This window comes from Pseudomonas sp. HS6 (genome assembly GCF_023375815.1).
Classification (GTDB): Bacteria; Pseudomonadota; Gammaproteobacteria; order Pseudomonadales; family Pseudomonadaceae; genus Aquipseudomonas.
Genome location: NZ_CP067412.1, coordinates 2,012,159 through 2,033,357, shown reverse-complemented (window position 1 = coordinate 2,033,357; position 21,199 = coordinate 2,012,159). Strand labels below are relative to the sequence as shown.

Genomic DNA, 21,199 nt, shown 5'->3' with positions numbered 1-21,199 from the left:
ACACCCACTAATAAAGACAATAGGGGTCGTCATGGATCAACCCAGTGCAAGCCCGCAGCGCAGCTACACCCGTGGTTCCCAGAGCAAAGCCTTGCTGGCGATGACCATCGGGCAGAAGTTCGAGGAGACCGTCGCGCAGTACCCGGACGGCGAGGCGCTGGTGGTGCGCCATCAGCAGCTGCGTTACACCTGGCGGCAACTGGCCGACGCGGTGGACGTGCATGCCAGAGCTCTGCTGGCGTTGGGTTTGCAGGCCGGCGACCGGCTCGGCATCTGGGCACCGAACTGCGCGCAGTGGTGCATCACGCAGTTCGCCACCGCGAAGATCGGCGTGATCCTGGTCAACATCAACCCGGCCTACCGCAGCTCGGAACTGGAATACGTGCTCAAGCAATCCGGTTGCCAATGGCTGGTCTGCGCAGGGGCGTTCAAGAGCTCCAACTACCACGGCATGTTGCAAGGCTTGCTGCCGGAACTGGCCGAGCAATCCATCGGCGAACTGCGCAGCGAGCGCCTGCCGGAGCTGCGTGGGTTGATCAGCCTAGATTCGAAGCCGCCTTCGGGTTTTCTGCCGTGGTCGCAACTGGCAGATCTGGCCGCCAGTGTCTCTCCAGAACAATTGCGTGAACGCAGCGACAGCCTGCACTTCGATCAGCCCGTCAACATCCAGTACACCTCCGGCACCACCGGTTTCCCCAAGGGCGCGACCCTCAGTCACTACAACATCCTCAACAACGGTTACATGGTCGGCGAAAGCCTTGGCCTGACGGCTGTTGATCGCCTGGTGATCCCGGTTCCGCTGTATCACTGCTTCGGCATGGTCATGGGCAACCTCGGCTGTATCACCCACGGCAGCACGATGATTTATCCCAACGATGCCTTCGATCCGCTGCTGACCCTGAGCACCGTCGCCGATGAAAAGGCCACCGCGCTGTACGGCGTACCGACCATGTTCATCGCCATGCTCGATCAGCCACAACGCGCCGAATTCGACCTGTCGACCCTGCGCACCGGGATCATGGCTGGCGCGACTTGCCCAATCGAAGTGATGCGCCGGGTCATCAGCGAAATGCACATGAGCGAAGTACAGATCGCCTACGGCATGACCGAAACCAGTCCCGTGTCCCTGCAGACCGGGCCATCGGACGAACTGGAACTGCGCGTGACCACTGTCGGCCGCACCCAGCCACAACTCGAAAGCAAAATCATCGACGAGGCCGGCAACCCGGTACCACGCGGCACCATCGGTGAACTCTGTACTCGTGGTTACAGCGTGATGCTCGGCTACTGGAACAACCAAAATGCCACCGCCGAAGCCATCGACGCGGCGGGCTGGATGCACACCGGCGACCTGGCAAGCATGAACGACGAGGGTTACGTGTGCATCGCCGGCCGTAACAAGGACATGATCATCCGTGGCGGCGAGAACATTTACCCGCGTGAACTGGAAGAGTTCTTCTTCACTCACCCGGCGGTGGCGGACGTACAGGTGATCGGCATTCCCTGCTCGCGTTACGGCGAGGAAATCGTCGCCTGGATCAAATTCCATCCCGGCCACAGCGCCACCGAACAAGAGCTGCAAGCGTGGTGCAAGGAACGCATCGCCCACTTCAAGACGCCGCGTCATTTCAAATTCGTCGAGGAGTTTCCGATGACGGTAACGGGCAAGATCCAGAAATTCCGGATGCGCGAGATCAGTATCGAGGAGTTGCGCAGTAACGAGGGCTGAAAAGCGGATCTGTGGGGGCGTTGCTCCCACAGTTTCAACTTTCTATATCCATCAGAGCCTTCGAAGCCAGGGCGCGGACCCTGGCTTCGAAAGCGGCGCTTATTGCTTTACCTCTACATTTTCCAACGCCTGATTCACCGCCAACTCGCCCAACATCACCACTTGAGCAATGCCCAGCAGGGTCTTGCGGTTCGGCCCTTCCAGCAGGCCGGCAAAGTCACCGAGCATGACCGTGGCTGACGCGAGGGACTCGCAGGCGTTGGCCAGCAAGGCCTCCGTGTCGGTTTGCGGGTTGACCATGAACATGTCGTTTGGGGTGTAGGGCGTGGCCATGATCTTGGCTGCGGGGGTCAAGTAATAGTCGAGGGCGCGTTCGGCCGCGTCGTGGAGTTTTCTTGAATCGGGAAATTCGTACGGGGACACCGGATCTTCTAACGGTGGAATGACGGTCTGGGACATCAGCTGGAACTCCGGAAAGAGTCGCTTAAGGATTGTTATAGATGGCGGCCAAGCGGTGAGGGGACAAGCCCCTCACCGAGGCGGCAACTACCGCGAGACGTGGTGGTTATCCAGCACACGATTGACCAGCAGCTCACTCAGCATGATGACCTGCTGCAGTATCTGCATCGCTTTGCGCTGTGACGGATCGACGGTGTCGCCAATATCCCGGGCCATGTCACTGGCCGACGACAGCGTTTCGCACGCTTCGACCAGCAGCGTTTCGTCATCCACCGTTGGATTGACCAGATAGATCTTGCCGGGCTTGCGCGAGGGCTTGGACGTCTTCTGCGCCCCAGGATCGAGGTAATGATTGATCGCCCGCTCGGTTGCCGTTTTTATGTTTTCGGCTTCGAGTGCGGCGTCGTAGGGGATTGAATCGGTTTCTGGCGGGTTGGGTGTGGCTTTGAACATACGTGTAACTCCTATCGCAGATCTCAAGGAGCCATCACCCACGCTACCAAACGATGGGTGGTGGCCATACGCGGGTTGGTAGACCGGCTGCAATAGGAACCCGGCGCTCACGAATGAGCCCCACGCATGACCACCATAAAACAGAGCCCAAAAAAGGGACTGCATACGGTGTTGCCATACAGCTATTACAGACGGGCTACCAAACCCGATCACTGTTTTTCAGTGACAGGGAAACGATATAGCCCACCCCATAGCCGCGTAAGCCGGCGGATTCTGGCGTACGCGTAGGCAACGACGCAAGGTGTTGTAGCCCTTATGGCGTAACGGTTCGTGTACTTTAAACGCGCATGCGGCGTCGTGTTTATACATAGCGAAAGCCGTGAACCCTCCGTGTTTTTGTTGGGATTACTTGTATGTGGGGGGCTGGATGTTGAGGCACGGGATCAATTGCCTCACTGATATCTTGCCGAGTGAGCGCTTGTCGGAAAATCGAGATGGGGGAGGAGATCAGTCGCGGACAATTTCAGAACGCCAGACAGCACAAAGGGGAGCCGAAGCTCCCCTTTAATTTTGTCGTCGCGTGCTCTTTTTTATTATTGAGGGTCGGTCTGTTGTTGTTTTTGGCAACCGTGGCCCTTTACCGCTGTTTTTGGCGACCCCCATCCGGAGTCAAGAGCAAACGTATTTTTTTGAGCGCTGATCTGCTTTCTCGTCTAGCGATCCAACCGATTCGGGAGCTACCTGAAGGTAGTTTTATTGTTCTCTGCCCGGTTGCGGGTCATTCCGAGGAATACCCTGAAAAGCACACCTTCTCCAAAAAAATCTGTTAGCTGCGTCTCTGCCGTGTTGTTTTTGTTATGTCAGAGTCGGTACGTCTTATTTTTATTGGTTTGCTGCTTTTTATTCTTGTTATGCCATAGAGATAGCAGAAGCCGTGCCAACTTTTCAAAACCCTTGTAAATCAAGGGTTTGAGATTTTTGAAGGATTTTTCCTTCAGGCAAAACCAGACAATTTGTTTCCGTGTTACTCGTCTATGCCCACGTTTCGGACACAGCGGTAACACCTTCGCCCTCACTGTGCGCTACGGGCCTTGGCCACGCGCGAACCGGTTGGGCGACCCAGCACGGCACTGATCTGCTGGCCGGCGGCAATCAAGGCGTCGAGGTCGATGCCGGTCTCGATGCCCAGACCGTTGAGCAGGTACACCACGTCTTCGGTGGCGACGTTACCGCTGGCGCCCTTGGCGTACGGGCAGCCGCCGAGGCCGGCGATCGAGCTGTCGAACACCGCGATGCCTTCCAGCAGGCTGGCGTAGATGTTGGCCATGGCCTGGCCGTAGGTGTCGTGGAAGTGGCCGGCGAGTTTGTCTCGCGGCACCTGCTTCGAAACCACTTCGAACAGCCGGCGGGTGGCGCCAGCGGTGCCGGTGCCGATGGTGTCGCCCAGCGACACTTCGTAGCAGCCCATCGCGTATAGCTCGCGGGCGACCATGGCCACTTGTTCCGGCGCGACCTCGCCTTCATAAGGGCAGCCCAACACGCAGGACACGTAACCGCGCACGGTAACGCCGTGCTGTTTCGCCGATTCCATGATCGGCGCGAACCGCGCGAGGCTTTCGCTGATCGAGCAATTGATGTTGCGCTGCGAGAACGCTTCCGACGCAGCCGCAAACACCGCGACTTCCTTGACCCCGGCCGCCAGCGCATCTTCAAAACCGCGCAGGTTCGGCGCCAGTGCGCCGTAGGTCACGCCGGGCTTGCGCTGGATCTGCGCAAACACGTCGGCGGAACCGGCCATCTGCGGCACCCACTTGGGCGAAACGAAACTGCCGACTTCTATATAGCCGAGGCCGGCGGCGCTCAGCGCGTCGACCAGTTGCACCTTGTCGGCGACGCTGATGGGCTGGGCTTCGTTCTGCAGGCCGTCACGCGGGCCGACTTCGATCAGGCGTACTTGGGAGGGGAGGGACATGGCGTTGACCTGTTGTAATTGTCGGGAGGCTACTGCGCGACTTGCTGACTCTTGAGCGTCTGCTCCAGCGCCTGCACGCAGCGTTCTTCGGCGGTGTCGAGTTCCAGCTTCATCTGTTCGATGTCCAGCAGTTGCTGTTCGAGCTGTTCCCGGCGTTCGCTGATTTTCGCCAGCATGCTGTTGAGTTGTTTGGTGTTACCGCTGGAGGGGTCGTAGAGCTCGATCAGCTCGCGGCATTCGGCCAGGGAAAAACCGATGCGCTTGCCCCGCAGGATCAGCTTCAGGCTGACCTTGTCGCGCGGCGAATAGATGCGTTCCTGGCCTCGGCGCTCGGGGCTGAGCAGGCCTTGTTCTTCATAGAATCGGATCGCCCGGGTGGTGATGTCCAGCTCGCGGGCGAGGTCGGAAATGCTGTAGGTCTGGCTGCTCATGAAAGCGCTCGAAATAAGGTCTTGGCGCTAAGCTAATGGCAGGTTGACGTTTACGTCAAGTGGCGGGCGCCTGCAGCTTGTCGAGCTTCTTCTCGTGCGCTGTCACTTGTTGGCACAGCTCGATCATCTGCTCGCGCATCCAGCGGTTGGCCGGGTCCTGGTCGGTGCTTTCGTGCCAGTACAAATGGGTTTCCACCGGCGGTACATCGTTGACCGGCAGATTGAACGCATGCAGGTCATGGCGACGGGCGAAACGCTCCGGCACGGTCATCACCATGTCGGTCTGCTGCAACACCTGGGACGCCATCAGATAGTGCTGCGAGCGCAGGGCGATCTTGCGCTGGATGCCCATTTTGCCCAGCGCCAGATCGACATGGCCCAGGCCACTGCGCCGGCTGGAAATATGAATGTGGGTCAGCGACAGGTAATCGTCGAGGGTGAACTTTTCCTTGGTCGCCAGCGGGTGGCCCTTGCGCATCGCGCAGACGTAACGGTCTTCCATCAGCTTGACGTGGCGCACCTGCGGGTCGGTGTTGAGCGGCGCATCCACGGCAAAGTCGAGACGTCCGGCGGCCAGTTCCTTGGTGGTCTCCCGGCGTTTGGACAGGAAGCTCTCGATGATCACCGTCGGCGCCAAGCGACGCAGGCGCTGGAACAGCGGCGGCAGAATCACCGCTTCGGTTAAGTCGGTCATGCTGATGCGGTAGGTCTTGACCGCTTGCGAAGGGTTGAAAATGCGGCTTTCCTGAACCGACACCCGCAGCAGCGACAGCGCGTTGCGTACCGGGCCGATGATGTTCTGCGCCATGGGCGTCGGCACCATGCCCTGAGCCGTGCGTACGAAGAGCGGGTCGTTGAAGGTCTCGCGCAACCGCGCCAATGCGTTGGACACCGCTGGCTGGGTGATGCCGACAATCTGCCCGGCGCGGGTCAGGTTGGCTTCGGTGTAGATCGCGTCGAAGACGATGAAAAGGTTGAGGTCGACCTTGCTCAGATTCATTACGCGGCTCTCTTGTTATAGATGCTTGTTGTAGATGGATGGCGCGGGTCAGTGCGGCCAGGAAAATCAATCAATCATATATCGGTGATGAATGTTTATACACGCCGAGAATAGGCTAGGTAAATTATCAGCGCTGTTCTAGCATCGATTGCATGACTTAAACAACCTCTGCCAAAGAAGGTAATTGCTCATGGATTTCGCTTATTCGCCCAAGGTTCAGGAACTGCGTGAGCGCGTGACCGCGTTCATGGACACTTACGTTTACCCGGCCGAAGCCGTGTTCGAACGGCAGGTTGCCGAGGGCGACCGCTGGCAGCCGACCGCAATCATGGAAGAGCTCAAGGCCAAGGCAAAAGCCGAAGGTCTGTGGAATTTGTTTCTGCCTGAGTCAGAGCTCGGCGCCGGCCTGACCAATCTCGAATACGCGCCTTTGGCAGAAATCATGGGCCGCTCGCTGCTCGGTCCCGAGCCGTTCAATTGCTCGGCACCGGACACCGGCAACATGGAAGTGCTGGTGCGTTACGCCAACGAAGAACAGAAACAGCGCTGGCTCGAACCGCTGCTGCGCGGCGAGATCCGCTCGGCGTTCGCCATGACCGAACCGGACGTTGCGTCCTCCGACGCCACCAACATGGCCGCCCGTGCTGTGCGTGATGGTGACGAGTGGGTGATCAACGGCAAGAAGTGGTGGACCTCGGGCGCCTGCGATCCACGCTGCAAGATCCTGATCTTCATGGGTCTGAGCAACCCTGACGCCCCGCGCCACGCCCAGCACTCGATGATCCTGGTGCCGGTCGACACCCCTGGCGTAAAAATCGTCCGCCCGCTGCCGGTGTTCGGTTACGACGACGCACCGCACGGTCACGCCGAAGTGCTGTTCGATAACGTACGGGTGCCGTACGAAAACGTCCTGCTCGGTGAAGGACGCGGCTTCGAAATTGCTCAAGGTCGCCTTGGCCCGGGCCGGATTCACCACTGTATGCGTTCGGTCGGCATGGCCGAGCGCGCACTGGAACTGATGTGCAAACGTTCGGTGAGCCGTGCCGCATTCGGCAAGCCGCTGGCACGTCTGGGCGGTAACGTCGACAAGATCGCCGACTCGCGGATGGAAATCGACATGGCGCGCCTGCTGACCCTGAAAGCGGCGTACATGATGGACACCGTGGGTAACAAGGTCGCCAAGAGCGAGATCGCGCAGATCAAGGTCGTTGCACCGAACGTCGCGTTGCGGGTGATCGACCGGGCGATCCAGATCCATGGCGGGGCAGGGGTCTCGAACGATTTCCCGCTGGCCTACATGTACGCCATGCAGCGCACCCTGCGCCTGGCCGACGGCCCGGACGAAGTGCACCGCGCGGCGATCGGCAAGTTCGAGATCGGCAAATACGTGCCGAAGGAAATGCTGCGCAGCGGTCATTAAGACCGCGTCGCCAGCATCGTCGGAGCGCCGCCCGGGGCAAGCCCGCTCCCACAGGGATCTCCGGTGAACGCATTGTCGTGAACACCAGAAAAACCTGTGGGAGCGGGCTTGCCCGTGATGGCGTCACTGCCTGCAACGCATCAACACCAGGTTCAGTAAACCCAAACCTCAACCCGCCGATTCTTGATCCTGCCTTCATCCCCGCTGTTGGTCGCCACCGGCATCAGCGCGCCAAACCCGCGCACCTCGCGCAACACGACGCCGTTTTTCACCAGTTCCCGCCGTACCGCCATCGCCCGCAGCTTCGACAGCAAATCCGCCCGGGCCGGGTCGTCCTTGGCATCGCCGAATCCCACCAGTGTTACCGCGCGGTCGGTCTTGTCGTGGTGCTTTATATAGTCGAACACCCGGGCCAGATCCTGGCGGGCCTTGTTGTCGAGGCTGGCGCTGCCTTCTTCGAAACGGAAGTTCACGGTCAGACGCTGGGCATGGCGGCTGAGGGATTGATAACCCTCGGGCATCAGCGCATTCGGCGTGACCGAGATGGCGTGCACGGTCTGAGCGATAAAACCGTTGGCCGCGACAAGCGCCTGGCCCTGGCGGCTTTGCGCAAAGTCCACCAGCGCTTGCGCCCACGGATTCTGATTGTCGGGCGGTAAATAGAAAAACAAGCGCCGAGACAGTGGATAGTCTTCCGTGGCAATCAGACTGGCCAGCGGTAACATCGCCAGGGATTGTCCGTCGACAATCGCCACGGCTTTGGCCTGACGCACATAGGGCAGGCCGATAAAGCCGATGCCTTGTGGGTCGGCGCTCACGGCGTCGGACAATTGCTCGCTCGACTCGAAACGTTTCGCCGAATTATTCAGGGTTTTCCCACGACGGCTGAGGACAAGTTCCTTGAACGTGTCGTAGGTGCCGGACTGATCATCCCGCGCATAAAGATGAATCGTCCCACCCTTGCCGCCGAGCTCTTCCCACGTCTTGGCCTCGCCGCTGAAGATCCGCGCCAGCTGATCGGTGTTCAACTGATTCAGCGGATTGGCGGGGTGAAGAATGATCGCCAGGCCATCGATGGCGATGACTTGTTCGGCACCGGGGCTTTTCAGGTCGCCGAGCGATTGCAGGCTGGCGAGTTCGCTGTCCTTGATCGGGCGGGAAGAAGCGGCCAGATCGGCGCTGTTGCTTTTGAGTGCTGTGAAACCGGTGCTGGAACCGTGGGCGGCGATTTCCACCACGACCCGGTTGCCCTGGGCGGTCAGGCCGACGATTCGTTGTTCGTTGGCGGTGTCCGGGGTTTCGCTGTGGACTTTCAACAGTCCCTGTTCTTTGAGCAGGCCTTCCACCAGCGCCGGGCCGAGAGCCGCGCCAATGGTGTTGGAACCCTGGATACGCAAGACCGGGCCGTTCTCGGGAATGGGCAATGCAGCGGCCGAAACCTGCAGCCAGGCACTCAGGAGAAAGACGAAAAGAACGCGCAGGGTCATGCCGGCACCGAATGCAGCCAAGGGGATTGCCGGGGAGATTAAGTCAGTGAGGTTGCTGAAAGATGACAGGACAGAAGATCACAACCGCTGGCTGTGATCTTCTGCTTCAAGCGGGTCAGCTCAATTCAAGCCAGATCGGCGCATGGTCCGAAGGCTTTTCCATCCCGCGCAGTTCATAGTCCACGCCGGCCGCTTTCACCCGTGGCAGCAAGCCATGGGACGCCAGGATCACGTCGATCCGCAGACCACGCTTCGGCTCGTCTTCAAACCCGCGGCTGCGGTAGTCGAACCAGCTGAACGTGTCGGCGACGTCCGGGTTCAGGTGACGGAAACTGTCGGTCAGGCCCCAGTTTTTCAGGCGGGCCATCCACTCGCGTTCTTCCGGCAGGAAGCTGCATTTGCCGGTTTTCAGCCAGCGCTTCATGTTGTCCGGGCCGATGCCGATGTCGCAGTCTTCCGGGGAAATGTTCACGTCGCCCATCACCACCAGCGGCTGTTCATTGTTGAACTGGCTTTCCAGCAGTGCTTGCAGATCGCTGTAGAAACGCTGCTTGGCCGGGAATTTGGTCGGATGGTCGCGGCTTTCACCCTGTGGGAAATAGCCGTTCATGATTGTCACCGGCACGCCGTTGGCGTCGGCGAAAGTGCCCCAGATAAAGCGTCGCTGAGCGTCTTCTTCATCGGTGGCGAAGCCTTTGTGCACGGCAATCGGCTCCTGGCGCGAGAGCAGGGCGACGCCGTAATGGCCTTTCTGGCCATGGAAATACACGTGATAACCCAGGGCCCGCACTTCTTCCAGCGGGAACTGGTCGTCGTGGACCTTGGTTTCCTGCAGGCCGATTACGTCCGGCTGATGCTTTTCGATCAGCGCCGCCAGCTGATGCGGGCGGGCCCGCAGTCCGTTGATGTTGAAGGAAACGATCTTCATGGTCGGCAGTCCTGGCAAAAGGGCGATGCTAGCTGACATGTAGGATCTGGGCCAGCGTGAGGTAAGCAGATTGATTCAGGTCTGTCAGATGTGCGCTGCCTTTAATGGCCCCATCGCTGGCAAGCCAGGCTCCCACAGGTTTCCCGTTCGTCCACAAAATTCGGTTACGCAAAAAATACCTGTGGGAGCTTGGCTTGCCAGCGATGAGGCCCGACCAGTCGATGAAGATCTCTGGTTGGTCTATACCTGTGGGGAACTGTGCCATCACCAAAAGGTTCGTACCAACAAGAGCGCCGCCATCCGAGCGCGCCCCGGGGAGAATCACCGTCATGCCTGAAACCTCGACCGCCATCGCCGACATCCACATGCTCGACCGCGGCTATTCCCGTGAAGCACGATCCCTTCTTTATCAGGCCTATCGTCACGAGCCGACTTTCGCTTATCTGTTCGAGGCCGAGCGTCCGGGTTATGAACAACGGGTTCGCGCCACGGTGCGGGAACTGGTCAAACAGCATTTTCTCCAGGATCTGCCGGCCATCGGCCTGTTGGTCAACGACCGCTTGATCGGCATCGCCCTGATCGCGCCGCCGCAACGGCGTCTGGGTGTCACCGAGAGTTGGGCCTGGCGTTTGCGCATGGTGTTGAGCACCGGTTTTCGCTGCACCCGGCGCTATCTGGAATATCACGCCGCCGTTGAGGCCTGCGTGCCGACCGATTCGGTGCACATGCTGCCGCTGCTGGGTGTGCATCCACAATTTCAGGGCAAACACTTCGGCGAACAATTGTTGCAAGCGGTGCACAACTGGTGCGCGGTGGACGAAAGCTCCCAAGGCGTAATCCTCGACACCGGCAACCCGCGTTACCTGGAGTTTTACAAGCGTCAGGGCTATGAGGAAATCGGCGAAGTCGCTGTCGGACCGGTGCGCGAGCACGTGTTTTTCCATGCCAACCCGCAGGTGTTACAAACTGCAACGGGATAACCATCGAACTTTTTGGGAAATTTCCTGTTCTATCACGCTCCCAAGCCCGTGATAGCATCCGCGCCTATGAAGTTTCCAGGAAGATTTACCAGTGGCGTGCTCATGCTGTTAACCAGCTGCGCGGCGCTGGCGCAAAGTGAATTGGATGTGCGGATTAAACCGTCCAACGATGAACTCAAGGCCAATATAGAAGGCTATATCGGCAGCCTCGGCGATCGTGACGAAGAAGCCTTGCAGCGCTTCAGTCGCGGCGCCGAAGAGCAGGCGCGCAAGGCCGCCCAGGCTTTGGGCTACTACCAGCCGCACATCGAGAGTGACGTGAAGGGCGGCGAAAAACCGCGCCTGGTGCTGAACATCGATCCCGGCGAGCCGATTCGCCTGCGCAATGTCACCGTGCGTGTCGACGGCCCGGCCGCCTCCCTCAAAGCCTTTCGTGTACCGAAAAGCGACGTGCTCAAGCCCGGCGCGGTACTCAACCATGGTCGTTACGAAGACGCCAAGCGTTTGATCCAGAATCAGGCATCGCGCTATGGCTTCTTCAGTGGCCGTTTCACCAGCCAGAAATTGATGGTCGATCCCCGCGCCGGTGTCGCCGATGTTGAATTGATCTACGAAAGCGGCCCGCGTTATGCGCTGGGCAACGTCAGTTTCGCAGGCGACACGCCGTTCGACGAAGACCTGCTGCAACGCATGGTGCCGTTCAAGGCCGGCGACCCGTACGACTCGGAACTGATCGCCGAGCTCAATCGTGACCTGCAATCGAGCGGTTATTTTGAAGGCGTGCGGGTCGACGCCGCGCCGACCGCCGCGAAAAACGACGTGATCCCGGTGGACGTCAAACTCGAAACCCGCAAACCGCGCACCATGGGCCTCGGTCTCGGTTATTCCACCGACGTAGGCCCGCGCATCAAGGCCAATTGGACCCGCCATTGGGTCAACCCGCAAGGCGACAGTTACGGTTGGGAAGCCGAACTCTCGGCGCCACGGCAGAACGTCGGCCTGTTCTACGACATTCCGCTGGATCCGCCGCTGACCGACAAACTGCGCTGGGCCGGCGGTTATCAATACGAGGACATCGACGGTTCCGACACCTTGAGCAAGCTGCTGACTTTCGGCCCGGAATGGCACAGCAAGTTGCCGAGTGGCTGGCAGCGCGTGATCTCGCTGAAGTGGCAGCGCGAGGAATACCAACTGGGCGATGACTCCGGTCTGAGCACCTTGCTGATGCCCGGCATCAGTTATTCCTACCTCAAGAGCGACAACCGCATCGACCCGCACAATGGTTATCGCCTGACATTTGAGTCCAAGGTGGCCAAGGAAGGTCTGGCTTCGGACACCAACCTTTTATATGGCACCGCCCTGATCAAAGGCTTGACCACGGTGTTCGACAATCACCGTTTCCTCGGTCGGGTGCAGGTCGGCGGCAGCGCCACCAACGGTTACAAATCCATACCGCCGTCGCTGCGCTTCTTCGCCGGTGGCGATCAGAGCGTGCGTGGCTACGACTATCAGAGCCTGTCCCCGGAAAACGCCGAGGGCGACCGCATCGGCGGGCGCTACATGATTGCCGGCAGCGTCGAATATCAATACTCGATCGCCGAGAAGTGGCGGATCGCGACCTTCGTCGACCAGGGCAACTCCTTCAACAAACTCGAACTGCCGAACCTCAAGACCGGGGTCGGTATCGGTGTGCGCTGGGTCTCGCCGGTGGGGCCGATCCGCCTCGACCTGGCCCATGCGTTGGACGACGATGGCGGCATCCGGCTGCACTTTTCCATGGGGCCTGAGCTGTGAAGCGTGGTTTGAAAATGTCGGCACTGGCGCTGTTGTCGCTGGTGCTGCTGATCGTATTGAGCATTACCGTTGTGCTCGGAACGCAGGCCGGCAGCCGTTGGGTGCTGGGGCTGGTTCCAGGTTTGAGCGTCGACAACTTCCAGGGTCGTCTCGGCGGGCAGTGGAGTGCCGATCACCTGTTGTGGCAGCAGGACAGCAGTCGCGTCGAGCTGAGCAAGCCGATCTTCGAATGGTCACCGCTGTGCCTGACGCGCATGACGCTGTGCATCGAGCAGTTCAAGGCCGATACGGTCAGCCTGCAATTCCCGCCCGGCGAGGAAACCAGCGACAGCGGCCCGATCAAGTTGCCAGATCTGCAATTGCCGGTGGCCATCGAGTTGGGTGACGTGCAGGTCGGCAGCCTGTTGTTCAACGGCAGCGAAGAGTTGAAAGGCCTGCAACTGGCGGCGCACTGGACCGCCAAGGGCATGCAGATCGACAGTGTAAAACTGCAACGCGACGACCTGAGCCTGAATCTGTCCGGCCTGCTGCAACCGACCGGCAATTGGCCGCTGAACATCGCCGGCGATCTGACCCTGCCGTCTCCGGGCACCGGCCCATGGACACTGGCACTCAAAGTCGATGGCGATCTGCTCAAGACCCTCAACCTGCACGCCGACAGCCGTGGCTACCTCGACGGCCAGTTGAGCGGCGAGTTGCAACCGCTGGCGGAAAACCTGCCGGCCAAGGTGCGCATCACTTCGGAGGCGTTCAAGCCGAGCGCGGATCTGCCGGACACCCTGCAACTCAATCAACTGGTATTGACCGGCGAAGGCGACCTGAAAAACGGTTACCAATTGCTCGGCAATGCGACGCTGCCAGCGGATAAAGGCCCGGTGGCGTTGTTGCTCAAAGGCAAGGTCGACGCCAAGGGTGCGCAAATCGCCGGCCTCGACCTGACCGCCAATGACAAACAAAGCCTCCAGCTCACCGGCAATGTCGACTGGAGCAAAGGCCTCAGCGCCCAGGCCAACATCAACTGGCAGGATTTTCCGTGGCATCGGCTCTATTCCGAGATCGACGAGCCACAAGTTGCCTTGCGCACGTTCAACGGCGAAGTCTCCTACACCGACGGCCAATACCTCGGCAATTTCGCCGCTGCACTGGATGGTCCGGCCGGGGCGTTTAGCCTGAGCAGTCCATTCAGTGGCAACCTCAAGCAGATCTTCCTGCCGCAATTCAAACTCGAAGCGGGGCAGGGCAAGGCCGAAGGGCATGTGAATGTGCAGTTCGCCGACGGTGTTGCGTGGGATACGGCGCTGGAGCTGTCCGCGCTCAACCCGGCGTACTGGATGGCGGAATTGCCGGGCACATTGGCCGGACCATTGAAAAGCACAGGCGAAATGAAGAACGAGCGCCTGAGCCTCAACGCCGACCTCGACCTCAAAGGCAAACTGCGCGGGCAACCGGCGGTGCTCCAGGCCAAGGCTGACGGCGCCGGCGAACAGTGGAATCTCAATGCCCTGCAAATCCGTCTCGGCGACAACAGCATCAACGGCAAGGGCAGCCTGCAACAGAAACTCACCGGGCAGATCGATATCAAGCTGCCGCGTCTGGCCCAGCTCTGGCCGCAGCTACGCGGGCAGATCAACGGTCGGGTCGATGTCGCCGGTACGTTGAAAGCGCCGCAAGGCAAGCTCGACCTGCAAGGCTCGCAACTGGTGTTCCAGGACAATCGCCTGCAAAGCCTTAACCTCGACGCCACCCTCGACGGCGCGCAACGGGCGAAAATCGACCTGAAGGGCAGCGGCATTCAGGCCGGCGACACGTCACTGGGCACCCTGACCGCCAGCGCTCAGGGCGACATCAAAAGCCAGAAACTCAATCTCGACCTGCTCGGACCGAAGCTGAAACTGGCGCTGGGCCTGGACGGCACTCTGGACAAAGGCAACTGGCGCGGGCGTCTGGCCAGCGGCGACATTCAGGCCGGCGGTCAGGACTGGAAGCTGCAAAACCCGGCCAAACTCGAACGTCTGGCCGACGGCAAGATCAACTTCGGCGCCCATTGCTGGATGTCCGGCAATGCCAGCCTGTGCGGCGAAGACCAGCGCTTGATGCCGGAGCCGAAGCTGCGCTACCACCTCAAGCAATTCCCGATCGAAAGCCTGGCGCAATGGCTGCCCAAGGATTTCGCCTGGCAAGGCAAGCTCAATGCCGACCTGCAACTGGACCTGCCGGCCAGCGGCCCGAACGGCCAGATCAGCGTCGACGCGAGCGGCGGGACCTTGCGCATGAAGGAGAAGGATCAGTGGCTGGACTTCCCGTACCAGACCCTCAAGCTCACCAGCAAACTCACGCCCAAGCGCATCGACACAGACCTCAATTTCGTCGGCGGCAAGCTCGGTGAACTGATGGTGCAGGCCCAGCTCAATCCGCTGCCGAAGAGCAAACCGCTGAATGGCTCGTTTCGCCTCAGCGGGCTGGACCTGTCGGTGGCGCGGCCGTTTGTGCCGATGGTCGAGAAACTCACCGGACGCCTGAACGGCAGCGGCACGATTTCCGGCGGTCTGCTCGCGCCGCTGGTCAACGGCACTGTGCAACTCAGTGACGGCGAAGTGTCTGGCCCGGAACTGCCGCTGGAGTTGCAGGCGCTGCAACTGCAAGCGGTGATCGCCGGGGAAACCGTGCAACTGAACGGCGGCTGGAAAAGCGGCAAGGCCGGGCAGGGCAGCCTCAGCGGTAATGTCGCCTGGGGCCAGGCGCTGGCTGTGGATCTGGCGCTCAAGGGCACGCAATTGCCGGTGACCGTCGAACCCTATGCCAAGCTTGAAGTGGCACCGGACCTGAAGATTTCCATGGCCGGCGATGAACTGGCGATTGCCGGCAAGGTGCTGGTGCCCAGAGGCGAAATCACCGTGCGCGAATTGCCGCCATCGACGGTGAAAGTCTCCGATGACACGATCATCGTCGGTGCGCAGACCGAAGAGGGCAAACCGCCGATGGCCATGAAGATGGACATTGACGTGGTGGTCGGTGAGGACAAGCTGAGCTTTGCCGGATTCGGCCTGACCGCCAATCTGCAAGGTCACGTGCACATCGGCGACAACCTGGACACCCGTGGCGAGCTGTGGCTCAACGACGGCAAATACCGCGCCTACGGCCAGCGCCTGACAGTGCGCCGCGCGCGTCTGCTGTTTGCCGGGCCGATCGATCAGCCGTATCTGGACATCGAGGCGATCCGCCAGACTGACGACGTGATCGCCGGTATTCGCCTGAGTGGCAGCGCCGAGCAGCCGACCACGCAGATCTTCTCCGAGCCGGCGATGAGCCAGGAGCAGGCGTTGTCTTATCTGGTGTTGGGGCGTCCGCTGAGCACCACCGGCGAGGACAACAACATGCTTGCGCAAGCGGCGCTCGGTCTGGGCCTGATGGGCAGTTCCGGGGTCACCAGCGGTCTGGCCAAGGACCTGGGGATTCAGGATTTCCAGCTCGACACCCAGGGCAGCGGCAACACCACCAGCGTGGTGGCCAGCGGCAATATCTCCGAGAAACTCAGCCTGCGTTACGGCGTCGGGGTGTTCGAACCGGCCAACACCATCGCCTTGCGCTACAAGCTGAGCAAGAAGGTCTACCTCGAAGCCGCCAGCGGCGTGGCCAGTTCGCTGGACATCTTCTACAAGCGGGATTTCTAGACCGCGTTCCTACAGAGCCGGATCGTGTCACCACGATCCGGCTCTTTTTTTGATGTATTAGACTGACCTCAGCTTGATGGCTGCAAAGTGCGGCTGCCCGAAACGCCCCGGGGGCGCCTATGGTCCGTTTGAGTATGGTCTTGCTCGGTCACGACTTTGTCCGCAAGCGCTGGTCCGCACTGGCGCTGACCGGCGTTGTCTGGGGCGCGGCTGGCGTGGCCATCTTCATCGATGCGTTGGACGGCGTTCTGTATTTCCCGCTGCATGTGTTCGGCTATCTGTTGTTGCTCGAAGCCTTGATCATTTTGCTGGTGCCGGCCCCGCAAGCCGGCACCGCGGCGGCTTTGCGCAGGGCGCGGGGGCTGGCTTTTTTGCTGCTGGGGCTGCTGATCGTCGACCGCCAACATGCCGCCGGGGTGATTCTCGCGGTGCTGTTTGGCGTGGCTTTTCTGCTCGACGGCGGGTTTCGCCTGGCGGCTGCGGTGGTGGTGCGCTTTGTCGGCTGGCAGGTGTCATTGCTGGTGGCACTGTTCGAAATGGGTTTTGCCGTGTTCATCCTCGAACCGTTTCCGACGTTTTATGGCGGGACGGTGCCGTTCTGCATTGGCATGAGCATCTTTCTTTCGGGCTGTGCCTTGTTGCAGCAGGCGTTTCGGTTCAAGAACGGGCACTCGCCGGTGATGCCTTCTCCGGTCGATGCGCCTGCATACAAGGGTGCGTTGGTGATCCACGTCTGGACGCCCAGCGGCACCGTTGACGACACCCTTGTGCGCAACCGGCTGCTCAACCGTTATATCGCCGCAGTCGACATCAACGGTGTCATCTCCGCCGGCCACGCGGCACTGGAATGTGGGCCGGATCTCTACATCAGCCATTACCCGCTGGACGACATCGATCGCTCGGCCGGGGATTTCGTGCGGTTGCTGCGGGCCACGCCGAACAACGATGTCCCAGGCAGGTTTCTGCAGGACTATGCGAGCGAGGTTGCCGACTGGTGCCCGTCGTCGGTTCAGGTCAGTTTTGTGCATTACGACGCGGCACGGCTTCAGGCGTTCTGGGCGGATTATCGGCAGAACACCACCTACAACCTTACCAGTCGCAATTGTTCGAGTGCCGTTGCGCATAGCCTGGAAGCGGCGCTGGAAGGCGCGATGAACCGGGGTCATTCGAGCATGCTGGATTTTGCCCGGATCATCATCAGCCCGGAATTCTGGGTCGCGGCCCAGGTGCGCAAGCGCGCCGAGGCCATGGCCTGGACGCCGGGGTTGCTGCTCGATTACGTGTGGGCACTGCATGCTGCCATCGAGCCGACGCCGCCGGGCTGGCACAGTATCTATGCGGTAGCCAAACGCGCCTGCGGGTATGCGGCAACTGCTTTGCGTGGACGGGAAGTCCATCCCCTTCACCCGCCATCGATGAATCATCCCTCCGACAAATCCTGACTGGTTCTACACCGAGTCGCTGCCATCGCTGGCAAGCCAGCTCCCACAGGTTCTCCGGCATACATCAATTTTGTGTACGACAAGTACCGGGTGGGAGCTGGCTTGCCAGCGATGGCGTCTGTATGGGCACCACAAAACCCAATCCACTGGTCAACTAATTACAAAGCAACCTAACTATTACGTTGACATTCGCTGCCTAGGCAGTAACATCTCGACATACATTCACTGCCTAGGCAGTTATTAGGTGAGCACATGAAGCATTTCACCCCCGGCGAATTCAAGCATTGCCATCTCGGCCTGTTGCTCGGCCGAGCCGCGTTGCTCAAGGACAAGATCATCGACACCCACATGGAGCCCCACGGCATCACTGCCGCGCAGTTCAAGGTGTTGATCATCATGGCCCAGTACGGCGTCGATACCCCGGCGGAACTGTGCCGGCACCTGTCGCTGGACAGCGGTTCGATGACCCGCATGCTCGACCGTCTGGAGCAGAAAGGTTTTCTGATTCGTCAGCGCAGCGAAGGCGATCGCCGTCAGGTGCAACTGAAGCTCACTGAACAAGGCCAGCAACTGGCCGATCGCCTGCCGCACATCGGTGCCGACGCCATGAACGAACTGGCCGGCGCCGTCACCCCGGACGAGTTGAAAACCCTGGAATACATCCTCAAGAAAATTTTGCTGGCAGCCGGTGACCCGATCACTATCCAGCGGTTAGGTGAACACAATGAGCGGTAAAACCTTGCGCAGCAGCCTGACACTGGTGCTGTCGGCGATGATCCTCGCCGGTTGCGCCAACTACAGTGGCCTCGATACCCAAGGCGCCAGCCTCGACGCGAAAACCCTGAAGACCGGGCAATCGCTCAATGGCGTTACCCTGTCCCAGGCCGCCTGGCCGAAGAGTGACTGGTGGACCAGCCTCGGCGATCCGCAGCTCGACGGTCTGATCCGCGAAGCCCTGCACGACAGCCCGGACATGCAGATCGCCGACGCCCGCGCCCATCAGGCGAGCGCCGCTGCGTATGCCGCCGATGCCGAGCGCTACCCGACCCTCGACGCCAGCGCCGGCATTACGCGCTCGCGTCTGGCCAAGGATCAGGACCCGCGAGGGCAGGGCGATGCCTACGCCACTACGCGCAACATCAGCGCCGGCTTCAATTACAACTTCGATCTCTGGGGCGGTCAGCGTGACGCCTGGGAAGCCGCACTCGGCCAGGCCCGCGCGGCTGAAGTCGACCGTCAGGCCGCGCAATTGACCCTCGCCGCCGACGTGGCCCGGGCCTACAGCGATCTGGGTCAGGCGCACATCGTCTATGACCTGGCCAGCGAAGACCTCAAACGTACTAAACAAATGCTTGATCTGAGCCAGCGTCGCCTGAGTTCCGGGATCGACAGCCAGTATCAGTTCCAGCAGACCCAAAGTCTGGAGGCCAGCTCTGAAGCCAGCCTGATCGACGCCGAAAAGCGCCTGAACAGCGCGAAAATTGCTCTGGCTGTATTGCTCGGCAAAGGTCCGGATCGCGGCAATGAAATCGCCCGGCCGAAAGTCCTGCAAGCCAGCGCCGTAGCGTTGCCATCCGTGCTGCCGGCGGAACTGCTGGGCCGTCGCCCGGATCTGGTCGCCGCACGCTGGCGTGTCGAGGCCGCGAGCAAGGACATCGACTCGGCCAAGACCCGCTTCTATCCCAACCTGAACCTTACGGCGTCCGCCGGTGCCGAATCGTTATTGGGTGACGCGATGTTCGGGTCCGCCAGTCGTTTCTTCAACATCGCCCCGACCATTTCGCTGCCGATCTTCGACGGTGGCCGCCTGCGCGCCAACCTCGATGCCCGCGACGCCGATTACGACCTTGCGGTGGCGCAGTACAACAAAAGCCTGGTGAAAGCCTTGGGCGATGTCAGCGACACAATCAACCAGTTGCGTGACATCGGCCGGCAGATCGGCGCCCAGCAGCACGCGACCGACATTGCCCAGGATTCTTACAACACTGTGGTCCAGCGTTACGGTTCCGGAATCGGCAACTACCTGGACGTGCTCAGCATCGAGCAGCAATTGCTGCAGGCCCAGCGTCAGCTGGCCAACCTGAATGCCGAGCAGATCGACCTGTCGATTCAACTGATGCAAGCGCTGGGTGGTGGCTTTCAGGGGCAGACCCTGACCGCCGCCAACGCCAGCCCAGCCAACACGCACAACTAATTCAAGGTATTTGTCATGGCCACTGCCGAAAACACTCAAGCTCAAGACAACACGCCAGACACCGGCAACCCCCGCAAACGCAAAGTGATGCTGGTGGTGCTGGCTGTCGTGGTCATCCTCGCCGGTGCCGGTGTCTGGGCGTATCACGAATTCGTCGGGCGCTGGAACGAAAGCACCGATGACGCCTACGTCAACGGCAACGTCGTTGAAATCACCCCGCTGGTGACCGGCACCGTGGTCAGCATTGGTGCTGACGATGGCGATCTGGTTCACGAAGGTCAGGTGCTGGTCAACTTCGACCCGAACGACGCCGAAGTCGGTCTGCAAAGTGCCCAGGCCAAACTGGCGCGTACCGTGCGTCAGGTTCGCGGTCTGTACAGCAACGTTGACGGCATGAAAGCCCAGGTCAACGCGCAACAGGCTGCGGTGCAGAAAGCCCAGGACAACTTCAATCGCCGGAAAAACCTCGCCGCCGGCGGCGCGATTTCCCAGGAAGAACTGTCCCACGCTCGCGACGACCTGACCTCGGCGCAAAATGCCCTGGCCAACGCCCAGCAACAACTGAAAACCACCAGCGCGCTGGTCGATGACACCGTAGTCTCGTCGCACCCGGACGTGATGTCGGCCGCTGCCGATCTGCGCCAGGCCTACCTGACCAACGCTCGTAGCACCCTGATTGCCCCGGTCACCGGTTACGTTGCCAAGCGCACCGTGCAACTCGGCCAGCGTGTGCAGCCGGGTACCGCGCTGATGGCGGTGATTCCGCTGGATCAACTGTGGATCGATGCCAACTTCAAGGAAACCCAGCTGCGTGACATGCGTATCGGCCAACCGGTGGACATCGAATCCGACATCTACGGCAGCGACGTGAAATTCAGCGGCACCGTCGACAGCCTCGGTGCCGGCACCGGCAGCGCGTTTGCCCTGTTGCCGGCGCAGAACGCCACCGGTAACTGGATCAAGATCGTGCAGCGCGTACCGGTGCGGATTCACATCAACGCTGAAGAGCTGGCCAAGCATCCGCTGCGCGTCGGTCTGTCGACCAATGTCGAGGTCAATCTGCACGACCAGAGCGGCCCCGTCCTGGCCCAACAGCCGCCGCAACAGGCCTCGTTCAGCACCAGCGTCTACGACCGCCAACTCGGCGAAGCCGACGCGATGATCGCCCAGTTGATTCACGACAACAGCGCTGCGGTCAGCAAGACCGCGCAACGCTGATTCGCCAATCCCTTCGCCGCG

Annotated in this window: 17 protein-coding genes; 9 read left to right on the top strand and 8 right to left on the bottom strand. The window is 60.5% G+C overall.

The features are described from left to right. Positions 1 to 31: 31 nt before the first annotated feature. Positions 32 to 1,729, top strand: coding sequence for an AMP-binding protein (locus JJN09_RS09360; protein WP_249486998.1), 1,698 nt, complete (start codon positions 32 to 34; stop codon positions 1,727 to 1,729). Between the two features lie 99 nt (positions 1,730 to 1,828). On the opposite strand, the gene JJN09_RS09355 is transcribed toward JJN09_RS09360, so the two are convergent. The 5 genes from JJN09_RS09355 to JJN09_RS09335 all read right to left on the bottom strand — a co-directional run bounded on the left by JJN09_RS09355 (position 1,829) and on the right by JJN09_RS09335 (position 6,044). Next, a complete protein-coding gene (locus JJN09_RS09355; RefSeq protein WP_249486996.1) occupies positions 1,829 to 2,188 on the bottom strand; it encodes a DUF6124 family protein in 360 nt (119 codons plus the stop codon). Positions 2,189 to 2,275: 87 nt separating this feature from the next. After that, positions 2,276 to 2,641 carry a DUF6124 family protein gene (locus JJN09_RS09350; protein ID WP_096822297.1) on the bottom strand — a complete coding sequence of 122 codons (366 nt, stop codon included), beginning with the start codon at positions 2,639 to 2,641 and terminating at the stop codon, positions 2,276 to 2,278. 1,072 nt (positions 2,642 to 3,713) lie between these two features. Next, positions 3,714 to 4,613 (bottom strand): hydroxymethylglutaryl-CoA lyase, encoded by a 900-nt coding sequence (locus JJN09_RS09345; protein ID WP_249486994.1) that lies wholly within the window; start codon positions 4,611 to 4,613, stop codon positions 3,714 to 3,716. Positions 4,614 to 4,642: 29 nt separating this feature from the next. Beyond that, positions 4,643 to 5,044, bottom strand: coding sequence for a MerR family DNA-binding transcriptional regulator (locus JJN09_RS09340; RefSeq protein ID WP_007951507.1), 402 nt, complete (start codon positions 5,042 to 5,044; stop codon positions 4,643 to 4,645). A gap of 55 nt (positions 5,045 to 5,099) precedes the next feature. Continuing rightward, positions 5,100 to 6,044: a LysR family transcriptional regulator gene (locus JJN09_RS09335; RefSeq protein WP_011334997.1), complete on the bottom strand. Its 945-nt coding sequence runs from the start codon at positions 6,042 to 6,044 to the stop codon at positions 5,100 to 5,102. 190 nt (positions 6,045 to 6,234) lie between these two features. Here JJN09_RS09335 and JJN09_RS09330 point away from each other — a divergent pair, with 190 nt between their 5' ends. Beyond that, positions 6,235 to 7,464, top strand: a complete 1,230-nt coding sequence (locus JJN09_RS09330; RefSeq protein WP_249486992.1) for an acyl-CoA dehydrogenase — start codon at positions 6,235 to 6,237, stop codon at positions 7,462 to 7,464. A gap of 152 nt (positions 7,465 to 7,616) precedes the next feature. Here the strand turns inward: JJN09_RS09330 and JJN09_RS09325 are convergent, their stop codons facing one another. The 3 genes from JJN09_RS09325 to JJN09_RS09315 form a co-directional block, all read right to left on the bottom strand. Continuing rightward, complete coding sequence (locus tag JJN09_RS09325) at positions 7,617 to 8,951, bottom strand: substrate-binding domain-containing protein (protein ID WP_249490783.1); 1,335 nt, start codon at positions 8,949 to 8,951, stop codon at positions 7,617 to 7,619. 115 nt (positions 8,952 to 9,066) lie between these two features. After that, positions 9,067 to 9,879, bottom strand: coding sequence for an exodeoxyribonuclease III (gene xthA, locus JJN09_RS09320; RefSeq protein ID WP_249486990.1), 813 nt, complete (start codon positions 9,877 to 9,879; stop codon positions 9,067 to 9,069). A gap of 28 nt (positions 9,880 to 9,907) precedes the next feature. Next, positions 9,908 to 10,210, bottom strand: a complete 303-nt coding sequence (locus JJN09_RS09315; protein ID WP_249486989.1) for a hypothetical protein — start codon at positions 10,208 to 10,210, stop codon at positions 9,908 to 9,910. Here JJN09_RS09315 and JJN09_RS09310 point away from each other — a divergent pair. From JJN09_RS09310 to JJN09_RS09280, 7 genes are all read left to right on the top strand, one after another. After that, the gene (locus tag JJN09_RS09310) at positions 10,209 to 10,859 is read left to right on the top strand and encodes an N-acetyltransferase (protein WP_085732178.1); all 651 of its coding nucleotides are present in this window, start codon (positions 10,209 to 10,211) and stop codon (positions 10,857 to 10,859) included. The genes JJN09_RS09315 and JJN09_RS09310 overlap by 2 nt on opposite strands. A 66-nt stretch (positions 10,860 to 10,925) precedes the next feature. Beyond that, positions 10,926 to 12,653, top strand: coding sequence for an autotransporter assembly complex family protein (locus tag JJN09_RS09305; RefSeq protein WP_249486987.1), 1,728 nt, complete (start codon positions 10,926 to 10,928; stop codon positions 12,651 to 12,653). After that, entirely contained in the window at positions 12,650 to 16,324 is a 3,675-nt protein-coding gene (locus tag JJN09_RS09300; protein ID WP_249486986.1) for a translocation/assembly module TamB domain-containing protein, read from the top strand. The genes JJN09_RS09305 and JJN09_RS09300 overlap by 4 nt, the downstream gene beginning before the upstream one ends. Before the next feature lie 119 nt (positions 16,325 to 16,443). Further along, complete coding sequence (locus tag JJN09_RS09295; protein ID WP_249486984.1) at positions 16,444 to 17,766, top strand: hypothetical protein; 1,323 nt, start codon at positions 16,444 to 16,446, stop codon at positions 17,764 to 17,766. 252 nt (positions 17,767 to 18,018) lie between these two features. Further along, entirely contained in the window at positions 18,019 to 18,501 is a 483-nt protein-coding gene (locus tag JJN09_RS09290; protein WP_249486983.1) for a MarR family winged helix-turn-helix transcriptional regulator, read from the top strand. Further along, complete coding sequence (locus JJN09_RS09285; RefSeq protein ID WP_249486982.1) at positions 18,491 to 19,960, top strand: efflux transporter outer membrane subunit; 1,470 nt, start codon at positions 18,491 to 18,493, stop codon at positions 19,958 to 19,960. The genes JJN09_RS09290 and JJN09_RS09285 overlap by 11 nt, the downstream gene beginning before the upstream one ends. 15 nt (positions 19,961 to 19,975) lie before the next feature. Then, the gene (locus JJN09_RS09280; RefSeq protein ID WP_249486981.1) at positions 19,976 to 21,178 is read left to right on the top strand and encodes an efflux RND transporter periplasmic adaptor subunit; all 1,203 of its coding nucleotides are present in this window, start codon (positions 19,976 to 19,978) and stop codon (positions 21,176 to 21,178) included. The last annotated feature ends 21 nt before the right edge of the window (positions 21,179 to 21,199 follow it).